The 15,896-nt window shown below is 32.6% G+C and carries 16 protein-coding genes; 9 read left to right on the top strand and 7 right to left on the bottom strand.

What is annotated here, in order from left to right; all coding sequences use genetic code 11:
- The first annotated feature begins 644 nt into the window (after positions 1 to 644).
- Together ACYSNX_RS02560 and ACYSNX_RS02555 are read left to right on the top strand one after the other, a co-directional pair.
- Positions 645 to 1,277 carry a SatD family protein gene (locus ACYSNX_RS02560; RefSeq protein WP_461753119.1) on the top strand — a complete coding sequence of 211 codons (633 nt, stop codon included), beginning with the start codon at positions 645 to 647 and terminating at the stop codon, positions 1,275 to 1,277.
- On the top strand, positions 1,274 to 1,654 hold the full coding sequence (locus tag ACYSNX_RS02555) for a hypothetical protein (RefSeq protein WP_461753118.1): 381 nt from the start codon (positions 1,274 to 1,276) through the stop codon (positions 1,652 to 1,654). Before ACYSNX_RS02560 ends, ACYSNX_RS02555 begins: the two co-directional genes overlap by 4 nt.
- A 76-nt stretch (positions 1,655 to 1,730) precedes the next feature.
- Here the strand turns inward: ACYSNX_RS02555 and ACYSNX_RS02550 are convergent, their stop codons facing one another.
- Positions 1,731 to 2,249: a DUF4252 domain-containing protein gene (locus ACYSNX_RS02550; protein WP_461753117.1), complete on the bottom strand. Its 519-nt coding sequence runs from the start codon at positions 2,247 to 2,249 to the stop codon at positions 1,731 to 1,733.
- Positions 2,250 to 2,531: 282 nt separating this feature from the next.
- Here ACYSNX_RS02550 and ACYSNX_RS02545 point away from each other — a divergent pair, with 282 nt between their 5' ends.
- From ACYSNX_RS02545 to dnaB, 7 genes are all read left to right on the top strand, one after another.
- Positions 2,532 to 3,689 carry an ABC transporter substrate-binding protein gene (locus tag ACYSNX_RS02545; protein ID WP_461753116.1) on the top strand — a complete coding sequence of 386 codons (1,158 nt, stop codon included), beginning with the start codon at positions 2,532 to 2,534 and terminating at the stop codon, positions 3,687 to 3,689.
- Positions 3,682 to 4,707, top strand: coding sequence for an iron chelate uptake ABC transporter family permease subunit (locus ACYSNX_RS02540; RefSeq protein WP_461753115.1), 1,026 nt, complete (start codon positions 3,682 to 3,684; stop codon positions 4,705 to 4,707). The genes ACYSNX_RS02545 and ACYSNX_RS02540 overlap by 8 nt, the downstream gene beginning before the upstream one ends.
- A gap of 85 nt (positions 4,708 to 4,792) precedes the next feature.
- A complete protein-coding gene (tgt, locus tag ACYSNX_RS02535) occupies positions 4,793 to 5,923 on the top strand; it encodes a tRNA guanosine(34) transglycosylase Tgt (protein ID WP_461753114.1) in 1,131 nt (376 codons plus the stop codon).
- A 29-nt stretch (positions 5,924 to 5,952) separates the two neighbouring features.
- A complete protein-coding gene (locus ACYSNX_RS02530; RefSeq protein WP_461753113.1) occupies positions 5,953 to 7,032 on the top strand; it encodes an LptF/LptG family permease in 1,080 nt (359 codons plus the stop codon).
- Positions 7,019 to 7,912, top strand: coding sequence for a DMT family transporter (locus tag ACYSNX_RS02525; RefSeq protein WP_461753112.1), 894 nt, complete (start codon positions 7,019 to 7,021; stop codon positions 7,910 to 7,912). Before ACYSNX_RS02530 ends, ACYSNX_RS02525 begins: the two co-directional genes overlap by 14 nt.
- A gap of 63 nt (positions 7,913 to 7,975) precedes the next feature.
- Entirely contained in the window at positions 7,976 to 8,929 is a 954-nt protein-coding gene (locus ACYSNX_RS02520) for an acetyl-CoA carboxylase carboxyltransferase subunit alpha (RefSeq protein WP_461753111.1), read from the top strand.
- A 114-nt stretch (positions 8,930 to 9,043) separates the two neighbouring features.
- Complete coding sequence (gene dnaB / locus ACYSNX_RS02515; RefSeq protein ID WP_461753110.1) at positions 9,044 to 10,591, top strand: replicative DNA helicase; 1,548 nt, start codon at positions 9,044 to 9,046, stop codon at positions 10,589 to 10,591.
- A gap of 43 nt (positions 10,592 to 10,634) precedes the next feature.
- On the opposite strand, the gene ACYSNX_RS02510 is transcribed toward dnaB, so the two are convergent.
- The 6 genes from ACYSNX_RS02510 to ftsH all read right to left on the bottom strand — a co-directional run bounded on the left by ACYSNX_RS02510 (position 10,635) and on the right by ftsH (position 15,886).
- A complete protein-coding gene (locus tag ACYSNX_RS02510) occupies positions 10,635 to 11,390 on the bottom strand; it encodes a superoxide dismutase (protein ID WP_461753109.1) in 756 nt (251 codons plus the stop codon).
- On the bottom strand, positions 11,383 to 11,661 hold the full coding sequence (locus tag ACYSNX_RS02505) for an acyl-CoA-binding protein (RefSeq protein WP_461753108.1): 279 nt from the start codon (positions 11,659 to 11,661) through the stop codon (positions 11,383 to 11,385). Before ACYSNX_RS02505 ends, ACYSNX_RS02510 begins: the two co-directional genes overlap by 8 nt.
- A 3-nt stretch (positions 11,662 to 11,664) precedes the next feature.
- Positions 11,665 to 12,315: a phosphatidylserine decarboxylase family protein gene (locus tag ACYSNX_RS02500; RefSeq protein WP_461753107.1), complete on the bottom strand. Its 651-nt coding sequence runs from the start codon at positions 12,313 to 12,315 to the stop codon at positions 11,665 to 11,667.
- 2 nt (positions 12,316 to 12,317) lie between these two features.
- Complete coding sequence (locus ACYSNX_RS02495; RefSeq protein WP_461753106.1) at positions 12,318 to 13,106, bottom strand: phosphatidate cytidylyltransferase; 789 nt, start codon at positions 13,104 to 13,106, stop codon at positions 12,318 to 12,320.
- Position 13,107: 1 nt separating this feature from the next.
- On the bottom strand, positions 13,108 to 13,719 hold the full coding sequence (locus ACYSNX_RS02490; RefSeq protein ID WP_461753105.1) for an LUD domain-containing protein: 612 nt from the start codon (positions 13,717 to 13,719) through the stop codon (positions 13,108 to 13,110).
- Positions 13,720 to 13,837: 118 nt separating this feature from the next.
- Positions 13,838 to 15,886 (bottom strand): ATP-dependent zinc metalloprotease FtsH, encoded by a 2,049-nt coding sequence (gene ftsH, locus ACYSNX_RS02485; RefSeq protein ID WP_461753104.1) that lies wholly within the window; start codon positions 15,884 to 15,886, stop codon positions 13,838 to 13,840.
- Between the last annotated feature and the right edge of the window lie 10 nt (positions 15,887 to 15,896).

Below are 15,896 nucleotides of genomic sequence, written 5' to 3'. Positions count from 1 at the left end.
AGTTTTGTCCTCCATACTACATTAAATAAGCAAGTACTAAGACGAGCAGGTTATCCATCTCTAAATGACATCTACTTAAAAGTATCGTAAAGTTAAGAACCGCCTTGGTACGGAACCGTATGCCGGGTGGTGTGAAAGGTCGGCTGAAGAAATAATCTTCAGCCTCCTATTCTATTTTACTACCTTCTGTTTGCTTTGTATTGTCTTTTTACCAAAATGCATCTAGAAAATATACCCTTCTTTAATTTAAAATTCTATTGTTTAGATCCTAGTTTTGTAGTGTTGGAGTCGGAATAACATACTAATTAGCTTATAGTGCAATAAATGTATTTTTGTACATATAGTGCAAAAGTTGTATTTTTGTACATATAGCGCAATAAATATGTTTTTGCATATATAGCGCAATAAATGTGTTTTTGCATATATAGCGCAATAAATGTGTTTTTGCACATATAGTGCAATAAATGTGTTTTTGCAGATATAGTGCAATAAATGTGTTTTTGCAGATATAGTGCAATAAATGCGTTTTTGTACATATAGCGCAATAAATGTGTTTTTGCATTTATAGTGCAAAAGCTGTATTGTTGAAAATAGAATACATTTTATATAATGATTATAAATTAAGCATGCCTAATAAAAGCATTATGAAGTATACTATATTGATGGCTGATATTATTGATAGCCGTAGGGTAGATCAAGCTTTACTAATTACTGAATTTACAGACCTAGTTGAGTATATCAATGAAAAATACAAAATGGAGATATTATCGCCATTAACGATCACTTTAGGAGATGAGTTTCAAGGTGTGATTGGGGATATGGTATCTTGTTTCAAGATAATTTTCTCTTTAGAAGAGTTTATACTGGAGCATTCTTTAAGTCTTAAATTGAGATATGTAGTGAATTTTGGAGATATTGATACTGAAATTAATCCCCAGGTGGCGTATGGAATGTTAGGTAAAGGTTTAAGTGATACAAGAGAACTCCTCAATAGTTTAAAAACAAGTTCAAATCGCTTTAAGCTTTTGTCTTATAAAGATATAATTTCTACTAAAATTATAAACGATTTATTTTTCTTGTATGAAAGTTATATCGATTCTTGGAAGCCTAAAGATTATAAAATGGTCTCTGAATTCTTAAGAGGACAAAATTATAAAGAAGTAGCCCATTCGCTACAAATAGACAATTCAAGCGCCTGGAGACGATATAAAAGTCTAAATATCGAAGAATATAAAACAGCAAAAGAACTTATCTTAAGTTATACTTTAAAACTATGATATTAAAATATATACTATTTATAGTAATTTGTGTATTAGGGGAGTGTTTTGTTGCACTGCATTGGTTTAAATATTTGAAAAGAAAGTTTGCTCCCAAAGAGGGCTCAAATAAGCAGGATGTAAATTCTCCTGATACTCTCTTATGTTTAAATATTTCAACATTTAAGGGTGTAATGGAGCGACTTATAATTGCAATATGTTTAGCTATTGGAGTCACTCCAATTTTGATTGTATTTGGAGCGTTGAAAATTGGGACAAGGTTAAAGTCCCCTGATGATAAAATTCAAAATGACTATTTTTTAGTTGGTAATTTAAGCTCTATATTTATTGCAGTAGTTTACGTGTACATTTTTAATAAAAGTATACTTTTGCTATAAGTTTTAAATAACAGCTTAATGGCTTTTTTTGGTCATTTATCCATCGATTTTTCTAGATGTCGATATGTAGTTTCTTTTATTGGATTAAATCTTTGATTGGTAAATCCATTTTTTGAATTAAGGTAGAAATATCACTATTGTTTAATTTTCCCTGTATAACAAAAATAATATGTTCTTTGTTAGGCAGGGTTGACTCACTAAATAATAGGTAGTCAGAAAATTGTTTATCATTTCCATCTTGGTTTAGGTAAATCGTGATGATTGCCTGTTCACTTTTTTTACTGCTGTGTAGTTTTAGATTTTGTTTTGAAACATATTGCTTTACAGCATCTTTCATTTGAGATTTTACATCATTGTCTTTGGTGGAATATACTCTTAGATTATTGAGGTTTTTAACAACATCATAATAGGCCTTTTCTTTAGTATTAGAGGGGTCAATTTGAACATTCGACATCATATCGAACATTTTTTTGTTTACCAGGTAGCTATTGACTTGCTTACTATTATCGAATTTAGTGAAACTATCTTGAGCCCAACTATCTTGGATAAACAATAAAATAACCAGTAGTTTTATATATGCTATAATTTTCTTCATATTTTTTATATAAATGGTTTAAAATGCTTCCTCTGTTTTTTCTTTGTGTAATTAGAATCTAGCTTATGCGATATGCTATTTGACCTTGCACAAGGAATTATTTATATAATGATTTAATACTACTATATAAGGTACAAAAGCTTATTTAATAAAGTAAAAGTAATAAGTTTTTTTTAGATAAGCTATTAATTAACATAGTGGTAGGGTAGAGCCAAGTAGTAAGGATTTTAGTAGAGTATTTGTAAATAAAGGTTATTTTTGTTTTTTAATTAATTCGACCTTATGAAATTTTTACACTATACGCTTGTTGTAAGTGCTCTTGCGTTATTTTTTGTTTCTTGTGAAAACAAAATTACTGTGCCAACACAGGATAACCATAGCCATGAACAGTTTGAAAACCAAGTACTTTATGCAAAGGGTTTTTCATTGCGTAATTATCCAGAGTTTTCTATTTTAAATGTATCTCAACCATGGCAAGGAGCGGACCAAGATTTTACCTATGTCCTATATAAAGATATTACCAAGATACCAGACTCACTAAAGTCATATGCAGGTATTCAAATTCCTATTAAAAATATTGTAGCTACCTCGACTACTCATTTACCAGGTATTGAACTTTTAGGTCAAAGTTCTTCTTTAGTGGGATTTCCAGGATTAGATTATATCTCTTCTGAGAATTTCAGGACCTTAATAGATAACAATAAAATAAAGGAGTTAGGTGCTAATGAAAGTTTAAATACAGAATTGGTTTTAGATTTAAGCCCAGATGTTTTAGTAGCCTTTACTATGGATTCAAGTAATAAAGTTTTACAAACGATAGAACAAAGTGGTATTCCTGTATTATATAATGGGGATTGGGTAGAACAACAAGCTTTAGGGAAAGCAGAATGGATAAAAGTATTTGGTGCCTTATATGATCAACAAGATAAGGCTAGTAGATTATTTAATCAAATAGAAGCTGATTACAAAGAGGTGTTAGCCACTTTAAAGGAGGTATCTTCTTATCCAAGTGTATTAAGTGGTGCCATGTATCAAGATGTATGGTATTTGCCACAAGGACAAAGTTGGGCTGCTGAGTTTTTTAAGGATGCTAAGGCAGATTATTTATGGAAAGACTCTGTAGGTAGTGGTAGCTTAGCTTTGGGCTTTGAAGCAGTATTAGATAAAGGTAAGGATGCTGAATTTTGGATTAATCCAGGTGCCTTTGAGACATTAAAGCAAATGCAAGAGGCAAATGGGCATTATGCTAATTTTGCAGCATTTAAAAACGAGAAAGTATATTCTTTTGCTTTAACTAAAGGTAAAAATGGTGGAACCGTTTTTTATGAATTAGGACCAGCTCGTCCAGATTTAGTTTTAAAAGATCTAGCGGCAATTTTCCACCCTGAGTTATTCCCTGACTATACTCCTATTTTTTATAAACAACTTCCTTATGAGTAGAAAGAGCGCAAGCATATTATTGGCTTTATTGGTGGTGCTGATATTATGCTTTATTATAAATATTTCTATTGGTGGAGTGAATATTCCCTTTAAAAGTATCTTTCAAGTTTTTGTTGGAGATCTTAATGTGAAGTCTACCTGGAAATATATTATTTTAAATTACCGTTTGCCAAAGGCATTTGCAGCAATACTAGTTGGAGTAGCTCTATCTATTAGTGGACTTTTAATGCAAACTTTGTTTCGAAATCCCGTTGCAGAACCCTATATATTGGGGGTAAGTTCTGGAGCAAGCTTAGGAGTGGCTTTTTTATTTTTAGGAGCATCCTTTTTGCCAAGTGGTTTACTTGCAATTTTCACCTCTAGTTATGGGGTAGCTTTTATAAGTATACTGGGAAGCTTTCTACTTTTATTATTGGTTTTAATGGTGAGTGCTAAAGTAAAAAATACAGTTACTATTTTAATTGTAGGTTTGATGTTTGGTAGCTTCACCAATGCAATAATAAGTATACTTAGTTATTTCAGTAATGCAGAGGATTTAAAGCGCTTTAGCTTTTGGTCTATGGGAAGCTTAGGAAATCTATCCTATAGTGTGTTGGGTATTTTTTTTGCTATTGTCTGCATAGGCTTTTTTAGTGCTTTTGGACTTATTCGAAGTTTAGATGCAATTTTACTTGGCGATAATTATGCAAGCTCCATGGGAATACCCGTTAAAAAACTAAGAAATAGCATTATAATAATCACTGCGCTTTTAGCTGGGGCATCTACTGCTTTTGTAGGACCGATTGCCTTTATTGGGTTAGCAGTACCTCATATGGGAAGATTAATTTTTAAGACAAGTAGCCATAAGGTTTTACTATTATCTTGTCTTTTATTAGGACCTGTTATCCTATTGATTTGTGATAGCCTTACCCAAATTAATAGTGATCGTTTTTCCTTACCTATAAATGCTATTACTTCTTTATTTGGGGCTCCAATTGTAGTTTGGCTTTTATTAGGTAAATCATCTAGAAGATTTTAATAAAGTAGTTTAAAACAATAAAATAAAATAAAAAACTTATGCATCGATAGTTTTGCTTTATCTTTGCTGGTTGTAAATAGTTAATATGAAGTTCGATTTATTACATACCGATGCACAATCTAATGCACGTGCCGGTAAAATTACCTTAGATCATGGTGTAATTGAAACACCTATTTTTATGCCCGTAGGTACAGTAGCTACTGTAAAAGGGGTTCATCAAAAAGAATTAAAAGAAGAAGTAAATCCTGATATTATTTTAGGTAATACCTACCACTTGTATTTACGTCCAAAAATGGAAATTTTAAAACAAGCTGGAGGATTACATAAATTCATGAACTGGGATAGAAATATTCTAACAGATAGTGGAGGGTTCCAAGTGTATTCTCTATCGGCTAATCGTAAGATTAAAGAAGAAGGGGTGAAGTTCAAATCTCATATTGATGGTTCTTACCATTTCTTTTCTCCAGAAAGTGTAATGGAAGTACAAAGAACCATTGGTGCAGATATTATTATGGCATTCGATGAGTGTACACCATATCCATGTGACTATCATTACGCAAGAAGATCAATGCATCGTACTCACCGTTGGTTAGATAGATGTATTAATCATTTAGAGAAAGTACCAGAGCACTACGGTTATTCTCAGACTTTTTTCCCAATTGTTCAGGGAAGTACATATAAAGATTTAAGAAAGCAGTCTGCTGAATACATAGCAAATGCAGGAGCATTAGGAAATGCTATTGGAGGTTTATCTGTAGGAGAACCTGCAGAGGAAATGTACGCAATGACAGAAATTGTTTGTGATATATTACCAAAAGAAAAACCTAGATACTTAATGGGAGTAGGTACTCCTATAAATATCTTAGAAAACATTGCCTTAGGTGTAGATATGTTTGACTGTGTAATGCCAACTCGTAACGCAAGAAACGGAATGCTTTTCACTGCTGAAGGAACAATCAATATTAAAAACAAGAAATGGGCAGATGATTTTTCTCCTATTGATGCTAATGGTTATACTTGGGTAGATACAGAATACTCTAAAGCATATTTACGTCACTTATTTGCTGCGGATGAATCTTTAGGTAAACAAATCGCAACTATCCATAATTTAGGATTCTACATGTGGTTAGTTAGAGAAGCACGTCGCCAGATCATCGCTGGAACTTTCACTATGTGGAAAAATGCAATGGTCCAAAAAATGGGTAGACGTTTATAATATAAAAAAGAAGATCAAAAGAGTAAGTTATGAAGATTATCGATTGGTATATTCTTAAACGATACTTGGTAAACTTTACAGTAATGCTAATGCTATTTGTACCCATCGGAATTGTGGTGGATGTCTCAGATAGGATTAATAAAATAATCAACAATAACGTACCTCTTGAGGCGGTATTGTTGTATTATTTAAACTTTACTATCTATTTTGCCAATATGTTATTTCCAATTTTCTTATTTATTTCCATTATTTGGTTTACATCCAAGTTGGCGAATAATTATGAGATTATTGCTATTTTGAGTTCGGGGATATCGTTTAATCGTTTTTTACGCCCTTACTTTATTGGCGCAACCATTGTATCTGTATTTGCTTTAATCATGTCGATTTTTATCGTACCCAAGGCAAGTGCAGGTTATAACGATTTTCGCTATAAATATCTTACTCGTAGTGAAGTAAGGGAATCTCAAAATGTCTACAGACAAATTAGTGAGAATGAGATTATCTATGTGAGTAGTTTTTCTTTCGCAAGTAAAACAGGCTATGATTTTCTTTTAGAAGAAATGGATGGCAATACTTTAAAGAGTAAAGTTACCGCTAGTAGAATTGTATGGGACCCTGAAACGGGTAGCTATATTCTACATGATTACTTCAAAAGAACTGTAGGTAGTGGTAGCCAAGACGATATTTTAGAAAAAGCTCATAAAAAGGAAATAGCTTTAGATTTTGACTTAGATGACTTAACTCCTGTTGTATATGCAGCAGAGACAATGTCTTTAAAGAATTTAAAGGCCTTTATAAAAAAGGAACAATTAAGAGGATCTTCTAACATCAATACTTATTTGATTGTTTTATATAAAAAATACAGTATTCCTGTATCGGCTTTTATTTTAACCATTATTGCTGTTTCTGTTTCCTCTATGCAAAGAAGAGGAGGTATGGGAGCGAATTTAGCAATCGGTATAGCCTTAGCCTTTATCTATGTCTTTTTTGACAAAGTATTTAGTGTACTAGGAGAGGCTTCTAGTATTCCGCCATTATTGGCTGTTTGGATTCCAAATATAGTATTTGGACTTTTGGGTATTTATCTATTAAATAATGCGCGCAGATAAGATAAAAAGTTATATGTATCTCCATATGATCGTTTTTATATGGGGATTTACAGCTATTTTAGGCCACTTAATCAGTTTAAGTGCTTTGCCTTTGGTTTGGTATAGAATTGCTATTGCTATCATTACCCTAGTATTGGTTTTTGTTTTAGGTAAGCGTAGTTTTCTATTACCTAAAAAACGCCTATTACAAATTTTAGCCGCTGGTGGGGTTATTGCGCTACATTGGCTGACTTTCTTCTGGGCCATTAAAGTATCTAATATTTCCGTAACTTTAGCCTGTTTATCTACAGGAGCTTTTTTTGCCTCTATCCTTGAACCTATATTTTATAAACGAAAGATAGTTTATTATGAGGTTTTTTTAGGACTTGTAGTTATGGCAGCTCTAGGGCTTATATTTAGCGTTAGTGGACATTTCGTAGGGGGAATTGTATTAGCATTATGTGCTGCTTTTCTTTCTGCATTATTTTCAATTATTAATGCGAAACTAGTAGAACATAGTCCTGCCTATTTAATAACCTTTTATGAAATGGTAGGTGGATTTATTATTTTATCCTTAGTTTTACTTTTTAGCGGAGGTTTTACTTTAGAGTTTTTTGATGTGAATTACCAAGATTGGTTTTGGTTATTTATATTAGGAGTCTTTTGTACAGCTTTTGCATTTTTGGGATCTGTTTATATACTGAAGGACTTAAGTCCATATACAGTAATGTTAACTATAAACTTAGAACCAATTTATGGTATTTTATTAGCACTGATATTATTTAAGGATTCTGAGTCGATGAACTCCACTTTTTATTTTGGAGCAGCTTTAATTCTTAGTACTGTTATAGCTAATGGAATTTTAAAAAATAGAAAAAAGAGAAAACTTGCTGTTAAATAGCTTATCTATTAGCGGAAACTTTTATCTTTGTAAATTGTAATTGAAACTAAAACCTATTCGTAAATGGAATATTTAGATTTTGAACTTCCTATTAAAGAACTTGAGGAGCAGTTAAAAAAATGTACTTTGATTGGTGAAGAGTCTGATGTTGATGTAACAACGACTTGTAAACAAATCGAAACAAAACTTGAAGAAACAAAAAAGAGCATATACAAAAACTTAAGCGCTTGGCAGCGTGTTCAATTGTCTAGACATCCTAATAGACCTTATACAATTGATTATATTAAAGCTTTATGCGGAAATACTTTTTTAGAGTTATTCGGGGATAGAAACGTAAAAGACGATAAAGCAATGATTGGTGGTCTTGGTAAGATCGGAGATCAAAGTTTTATGTTTATTGGACAACAAAAAGGATATAATACCAAAACAAGACAATATCGTAATTTTGGTATGGCTAATCCAGAAGGCTATAGAAAAGCATTGCGTTTAATGCAAATGGCTGAAAAATATAATGTGCCAATTGTTACTTTAATAGATACTCCTGGAGCTTACCCTGGTTTAGAAGCAGAAGAAAGAGGACAAGGAGAAGCTATTGCTCGTAATATCTATGAGATGTTCCGTATTAAAGTGCCTATCATCTGTATTATTATAGGAGAAGGTGCCTCAGGTGGAGCATTGGGAATTGGTGTAGGAGATAGAGTTACTATGTTAGAAAACACTTGGTATTCTGTAATTTCTCCCGAGTCATGTTCTTCTATTTTATGGAGAAGCTGGGAATACAAAGAAACAGCTGCAGACGCTTTAAAACTAACTTCTTATGATATGAAGAAAAATAAGTTAGTAGATGCTATTATTGCTGAGCCTCTTGGTGGAGCACATTCAGACAGAGAAGCAACATTCTTAGCTGTTAAAAATTATATAGTAGACACATATGCTGACCTTAAGAAATTACCTACAGAAAAGCTTTTAGATAAGCGTATGGAGAAATACTTCGATATGGGAGAATATAAAGAATAAGTACTTATTCTTACTAATGAATAAGAATCCGAGATCTAATCTCGGATTTTTTTTGCTCTAAGTATTTTTATTTTTTACAGTGAATAAAATTAAAAAAAGGCTTATTTTCGCATTATGGAACACGCAAATGAAATACGCCCAATGAAGTCTTTTTCAAAAGAAGTTATTTCTTTTGAAAAAGGAAAACTACCACCTCAAGTTATTGATTTAGAGGAGGCAGTGCTGGGTGCAATGATGATTGACAAAAAAGGAATTGATGAGGTAATAGATATCTTACAACCTGAGGCTTTCTATAAAGAATCCCATAAATATATTTTTGAAGCTATTGATCAGTTATTTGTTGGTAACCAACCAATTGATCTTTTAACAGTATCTTCTCAACTACGTACTAACGGTAAATTAGAGGCTGTAGGAGGTGAGTATTATTTAGTGGGATTAACACAAAAGATAACCTCTTCTGCTCATATTGAATTCCACTCCCGTATTATTTTACAGAAATTTATTCAACGTAGTTTAATTAGAATTTCTAATGAAATAATTGAAGAAGCATACGATGAAACTAGTGATGTTTTTAATCTTTTAGATAAAGCCGAAGCTAAGTTATATGAAGTTACTCAAGGAAATATTAAGAAGAGTTCGGAAACAGCTCAATCCTTAGTAGCTCAAGCAAAGAAGCGTATTGAAGAAATTAGTACCAAAGAAGGGTTGAGTGGTTTACCTACAGGCTTTCATAAGTTAGATGAATTAACCTCGGGATGGCAGCCAAGTGATTTAATTATTATCGCCGCACGTCCAGGTATGGGTAAGACAGCTTTTGTTTTATCAATGGCTAGAAATATTGCCATTGATGCTGGGCAAGGTGTAGCAGTGTTTTCTTTAGAGATGTCCTCTGTACAGTTAATTACCCGATTAATATCTTCTGAAACAGGGCTTAGCTCTGAAAAACTACGTACTGGTAAATTAGAGAAACACGAATGGGAACAACTTAACGTTAAAGTAAAAGACTTAGAACGCGCTCCTTTGTATATTGACGATACGCCATCTTTGTCCATTTTTGATTTACGTGCTAAAGCAAGACGTTTAGCTTCTCAACACGGCATTAAGCTAATTGTTATTGACTACTTGCAATTAATGACAGCTGGGGGTAATCAAAAAGGAGGGGGAAATCGTGAGCAAGAAATATCTACTATTTCACGTAACCTTAAAGCATTAGCTAAGGAATTAAATATCCCTGTTATTGCCTTATCTCAGTTATCTCGTGCAGTGGAGACTCGTGGTACTTCTAAAAGGCCGTTATTATCGGATTTAAGGGAGTCTGGAGCAATTGAGCAAGATGCGGATATCGTTTCCTTTATCTATCGTCCAGAGTATTATAAAATTGATGAATGGGATGATGAGGAACGTACTCCAACTCAAGGTCAAGCAGAATTTATTATTGCTAAGCACAGAAACGGTGGATTGGATAATATTCGTTTAAAATTCTTAGGTCAATTTGGTAAGTTCGACAACTTGGAAGATGATATGTTATCCGATGGAGGAATGTATTTTTCTGCAATGAATGAAGAGTCAAGAACTCAAGGAGGATACAATAATCTTACAAATAATTTACCTCCAGCCAATCAGGTGTTTAATAATGCAAATGACGACGATGTTCCTTTTTAAAAGAAAATAAAATAAAAAAATAAGCTAATGAGAAATCATTAGCTTATTTTTTTATGTATTGTAAGTTGGCATATTGCCAATTTAAATGCTTTAAGCATTTTTCTATGTATGCTTTACTATCATTAGGGTAGGTCGCGATATAGGCATGTTCCCATAGATCTATTCCTAAGAGTATTTTTGCTCCACTTATAGTACTTAGTGGATTTTCATTATTAGGGGTCCAAAGGATCTCTAAAGTGTTATTAGGTCTTTTAATCAACCAAACCCAACCAGAACCTACTTGAGAAAGAGCTGTTTGTTTAAATAGAATATTAAACTGATCAATAGAACCAAAATTGTCATTTATGGCCATTAGAATCTCTTCTTTAGGAGTAGTTTGGTGTATAGGATCAATACTTAACCAGTAAATATTATGATTGTAATAGGCCCCGCTTAGATTTTTAACTTCTGGGTTATCCTGTTTTACTTTTTTTAGAATATCCACAATACTATCTTTTTCATAAATAGTATTGTGAATAGCTGTATTTAACGCATTTGCATATGCTAAATGATAGTTCTGATAATGTGTAAAGGCAGTCTTTGAATCTACAATCCTAAACTCCTCGAAATCATAGCTTAGTCCAGGCATATCAAATGGACCTTGATTGGTTTTGATATTTGCAGGGTCTGTGAATTCAGATTTCTTAATAACAAAGGATTCTCTTTCAGGGATTTCAATCTCTGTTGAGGTTTCTTTGGTATCACAGTTTATTGCAAGCCCACTTAATAATAATAAAACAAAAAAATGTTTTCTATTCATTACCTTGGTTTGGATCTAAGATTTGTTTTGCTAGTTTAATATATTCCTCTTTAGCCTGAGCTGTTGTTAAATGACTTACTTGAGTCCAAGCGTTGAATTTAAAAGCTTTTTTCAGATTACCTGACATGTCTTCAAAATCTCTATGACTTAAACCGTTTGTAGCTTGTTTATAAAAAGCATAAATTCTTAACATTACATCTGGAGCAAGATTTACTGCTTCGTTAGAAATGCGAATATATGCTTCATGGAATTCTTTATCTAAAGTGTTCATCACTTATTTATGTACTATTTGTGTTATATTACCAATTGCTTTTTGATTCAATACGACTTCTACATTAGTACCTAAAGGTAAATATAGGTCGACTCTTGATCCAAATTTAATAAAACCTGCATCTTGGCCTTGTTCAACTTGTTGTCCTACTTTTGCATAGTTTACAATCCTCCTTGCTAATGCTCCTGCTATTTGACGATACATTACTTCTCCAAATACAGGGTTATCTATTACAACGGTAGTTCTTTCATTTTCTTCACTTGCTTTTGGATGCCAAGCTACTAAGTATTTACCTGGATGGTACTTACTATATTTTACCTCTCCGCTTAAAGCGTATCTAGTAACGTGAACGTTAACAGGAGACATAAAAATAGAAACCATTAATCGCTTATCCTTAAAGTACTCTGGTTCGAAAACTTCCTCAATAACTACTACCTTTCCATCTACAGGAGCTAATATAGTATTGTTATTAGGTTGTATGGATCTGTTTGGATTTCTAAAAAACTGTAAGACTAAGCATAAGAATACTAATACTATGGATTGAATAGTCATTCTTAGCCAAGGCATATTTATTAAAAAATCTGCTGCAATTATCAATACAACTGCTACTACTAAAGAGTAAAAAATAATTTTAGTTCCTTCTTTGTGAAACATGATTATAATATTTGAAAAATTATATACAAAAATGGGGCTACAAATATAACACTATCTAGACGATCTAAAATACCTCCGTGACCTGGCATAATATTACCACTGTCTTTTACTTTAGCCATTCTTTTAAAGTGTGATTCCACTAAGTCTCCAATTGTGCCAAAAATTCCCACAAAAATAGCACTACTTATCCATATTGTAATAGAAAAAAAGCTAAAAAATTGACTAAGTATAATTGCGGCTATAATACTGAAGAAAATACCACCTAAAAAGCCCTCAATTGTCTTTTTAGGAGAAATTCTTTCTAGTAGTTTTCTTTTTCCAAAATTCTTACCTACGATATATGCAAAAGTATCATTTGTCCAAATTAGGATAAAGATCCCTATAATGACCTGTGGAGTATATCCCTCTTGGGTAAAAGGTAGGAAAAGTAAACATAGAAAAGGAGCTATAATATAGCCCAGAAGAATAATAAGTTTAATAGGAAAAGATCTATTAGGAGTAGCCTTTGAAAATAACTCAGCTACTAAAGCTAGAAGTATTAAGATAGAAACACTTGCTATGGTAAATATGGGTAAAATGGTTTTATCAAAAAAGTAAAGCCCAAGGCTTGCTAGAGTTAATCCTAGGGAAATAACTTTAGAGAAATTTATTAGCTTTGAAAATTCATATGCTGCTACTAGCATAAAAAAACTAAAAAGTATTTCAAAAGAAATACTTGAAAATAAAGTGGCCCCAATAAGTAATGCTATATATATAACACCTGAAATGGCCCGTGTAAGAGTTTCTGACATTTTATAAATCTTCTAATAGTAATAAGTATAGATTTTTTGGAGTTCTACCGTAACTCAAAAAATCACTCTCTACAGCTGAAGGTTTAAAGCAATTAAAAGCGGTTATATTGCTAGGTAAGCAACTTCCATACTTCTTTTTAATTTCTCTTAAACCATCGCTTTTTGATCTAGTGATTTGACTTGTTTTTGCAATGACCACAATATTGCTAGGTAAGTGATTTGCTTTATTATCTTTTAACTGTCTATCGGAAAATAGAATTGCTCCATCATCTGCAATTAAGCTTTCACAGGAAGCAATAAAAAAGCTAGGTTGATTAACATCTTGGAAATTAATGTTGTTATCCTTTAGTAAGGAAAAAATATTATTCTCATAGGTTAATGCCTCTTTTTCAAACCAGTCGTTTTCTACAAGAATGTTAATAAAAGTTTCTTCCAATTCATCGTTGGAGTCACAATACAAGAATTTTCCACCATTACTTTTGAAGTTAATAGTGAAGAGTTCATCTACAGGTGTTTCTTTCGGAGGGAGGTATTGTCCTCTTTTCTCTTTTTCTGTTTCTGTATCAGATGGTGTATTTTGAAAAACTTTTAATAGCTTCTTAAAAAAACTCATACGAATATGATAGAGATATTTAAATAAAATTCATTTGGTAGTCAAAGATAAAAAAAAACTTAACTTAAAGCATTGTTTTAAGTTAAGTTTTTTCGTTTATCGATTAGCGCGTGAATGTTTATTCCTGCACTGGAGTATCGCCTTGAGGTGTAATAGGTTTATCTGTTGGATTTTGTATTACTTCCTGTTCTTGATTCTGAGTTTGTTCAACCTGTTCTTGGTGAACAATGTCTTGAACATTACTAATTTCTTGTTCTACTTCTTTATCAAAAGGTCTTTTTCCAAATATACTTTCTAAATCTTTTTGGAAGATTACTTCTTTTTCACAAAGTAAATCGGCAAGCTCAATTAACTTATCGCGATGAGTAGTTAAGATTTCCTGTGCTCTTTGGTATTGACCTTCAATTAATTTAGAAATCTCTTGATCAATTAATAAAGCCGTGTTTTCAGAATATGGTTTTGCAAAATTATATTCACTCTGCCCAGAAGAATCGTAATAAGTAATATTTCCTAACTTTTCATTCAAACCATAAATGGTAACCATTGCTTTGGCTTGTTTAGTTACTTTTTCTAAATCGCTTAAGGCGCCAGTTGAAATTTTATCAAAGACAATTTTTTCTGCTGCACGACCTCCCATAGTTGCACACATTTCGTCCAACATTTGTTCTGTACGAACAATTTGTCGTTCTGCAGGTAAATACCAAGCAGCTCCTAAACTTTGTCCTCTAGGTACAATGGTAACCTTTACTAAAGGTGCAGCATGTTCACACATCCAACTCACCGTAGCATGTCCAGCTTCATGAATAGCAATTGCATACTTTTCCTCTGGAGTAATGATTTTGTTTTTCTTCTCTAAACCTCCGATAATTCTATCTACAGCGTCTAAGAAGTCTTGCATATCTACTTGAGTCTTGTTCTTTCTAGCTGCTGTTAAAGCTGCTTCGTTACAAACATTAGCAATATCTGCTCCAGAGAATCCTGGAGTTTGTTTGGCTAAAAAGTCAATATCAAGGTTATCTACTTTTTTAATTTTTCTTAAGTGAACATTAAAAATAGCTTCTCTTTCTTTAACATCTGGTAAGTCCACATAAATTTGACGGTCGAATCTTCCAGCACGTAAAAGGGCTTTATCTAAAATTTCAGCTCTATTGGTTGCAGCAAGTACGATAACGTTAGTGTGAGAACCAAAACCATCCATTTCTGTTAATAGTTGATTTAATGTATTTTCTCTTTCGTCATTCGAACCAGAGAAGTTACTCTTTCCTCTTGCTCTACCAACAGCATCAATTTCATCAATGAAAATAATAGCAGGTGATTTTTCCTTAGCTTGTTTGAATAAGTCTCTTACTCTTGAAGCTCCAACTCCTACAAACATTTCTACAAAGTCTGAACCTGATAATGAAAAGAAAGGAACTTTAGCTTCTCCAGCAACTGCTTTAGCTAATAAAGTTTTACCTGTTCCAGGAGGACCAACTAAAAGTGCTCCTTTAGGAATCTTTCCTCCAATGTTAGTATATTTTTCCGGGTTTTTTAAGAATTCAACGATTTCGACGATTTCTTCTTTTGCACCTTCTAATCCAGCTACATCTTTAAAAGTAACTTTTACATCGTTTTTTTCATCGAAAAGTTTAGCTTTGGATTTTCCAATGGAGAAAATCTGGCCACCTCCGCCACCGGCACCTCCTCCAGACATACGTCTCATCATAAATAGCCAAAAACCTATTAAGATTACAATTGGTAGGAAGCTAAATAGGATGTCACCCCAATTACTTTCAGGTTCAGAGTTGAATTCTGCCAGTTTGTCATCATTAACTGCTTGATCTAGCTTTTCTTGTAGGATTTTTGGATCTCCAATGTCAGTAATGAATTGAGGACCATTATTATCTCTACCTAGCATAGATTTCTTTTGAAGATTTTCAAATTCAGGTAATTGTAAAGCTTCTTTGTTTACATATACCTTAGCTACACTTCTATTAAAGTCTACTTTCTCTATATATCCTTTTTCAAGGTATTCATATAATTTAGACAAGCTTAATTGACGTGAATCGCCTAAGCCACTGCCGTTCGTTAAAAGTTGTATAACCAAAATAATCACAATTACACTTCCGTATAATACCCAAGGATTAAATTTTGACTTATTTGGTTTTGGTTTCATATTTCCTGCCATGAAAAATAGT

This window comes from Myroides sp. LJL115 (assembly GCF_054871665.1).
The sequence above is the reverse complement of the archived record's forward strand: the minus strand, read 5'-3'. Positions and strand labels throughout refer to the sequence as shown.